Below are 933 nucleotides of genomic sequence, written 5' to 3' on the forward strand. Positions count from 1 at the left end.
AGGAAACTAGGGTCTATTCACCCTTCATTTTTACCTGCACTTCGCAGAACATCGGATGTCGCTTTGAGAATCCGGTCCACGGCGGGATCGTTTGGCATAATAAAAGAGGGCAGCAATTCCACCATTGCCTCTCCACCCCATTCATTTTTTGCCAATGCTTCAAGTGGATAACATTCAGTAAAAAGTTCTTCGTCGCCATGACGCAAACATAGTGTGACTTCACAAACGACACTTTCCGTTAATTCGGAGAGCCATTCTGCATTGAGCTTAACGTCCCGTTCCCGGATATCAACCGAGGAGTTTGGAAGTAAACGGTCAATTTTCCATTGTTTTGCTTCCAATACTGCAGGCGATGTTTGCAGATGTAATGTCAAATCCTGAAATGCTTGCTCCGATTCATTATGCAAGATAAGTTCACGTAATAGAGGAACCGCATTTTGATGTGATGTGAATCCCAGCTTACGTGCGACAATAACTTGTGCCTTAACACTCATATAAATGCTTCTCCAATGAGGATTATCACTAAAGCATTTAAATAAGATCAGCGCCTAGTGATTAAAATATCAGGTTTAGAAAGGGCGTTGATTAGGCTAGAAAGTAAAGAAAGGCAAAAGTAATTTATTCTGCAGAACATTTGCCTAATGTGTGAAAGAAAGTCAGCAAACGCAGGTACAGCATGCCATGTCTATCCGAAGGCCATACGCACTTATGAACAGTCTGAGTTTCCCGATACAGTAGAGTATTAAGCAACGCTAATCTATAGGCTTGTGAAATCCGCCCATTATTGTTTTCAATCTCATTAATAGAGATCAATTTTCTTAGGGCTATCTCTCCATAAGCCTTTTCTTATGCAGAGATGATACCGGCATAAGAAAACACCAAAGCAAAACGCCCGCTTAAGTTTCCTTAAGCGGGCGTTTCTAATTTGGCTCC

General features: G+C 41.6%; 1 protein-coding gene. It reads right to left on the bottom strand.

Going from position 1 to position 933, the window contains the following annotated elements; genetic code table 11:
* Window positions 1-17 precede the first annotated feature (17 nt).
* Window positions 18-494, bottom strand: coding sequence for a hypothetical protein (locus UC15_RS25335; RefSeq protein WP_232829997.1), 477 nt, complete (start codon window positions 492-494; stop codon window positions 18-20).
* Window positions 495-933: the final 439 nt, after the last annotated feature.

The organism is Rahnella sp. AN3-3W3 (assembly GCF_003263545.1).
Classification (GTDB): domain Bacteria; phylum Pseudomonadota; class Gammaproteobacteria; order Enterobacterales; family Enterobacteriaceae; genus Rahnella; species Rahnella variigena.

What these genes read in the sequence shown, in the direction of transcription:
- UC15_RS25335 (WP_232829997.1), bottom strand. Translation starts at nt 494, where the DNA reads ATGAGTGTTAAGGCACAAGTTATTGTCGCACGTAAGCTGGGATTCACA.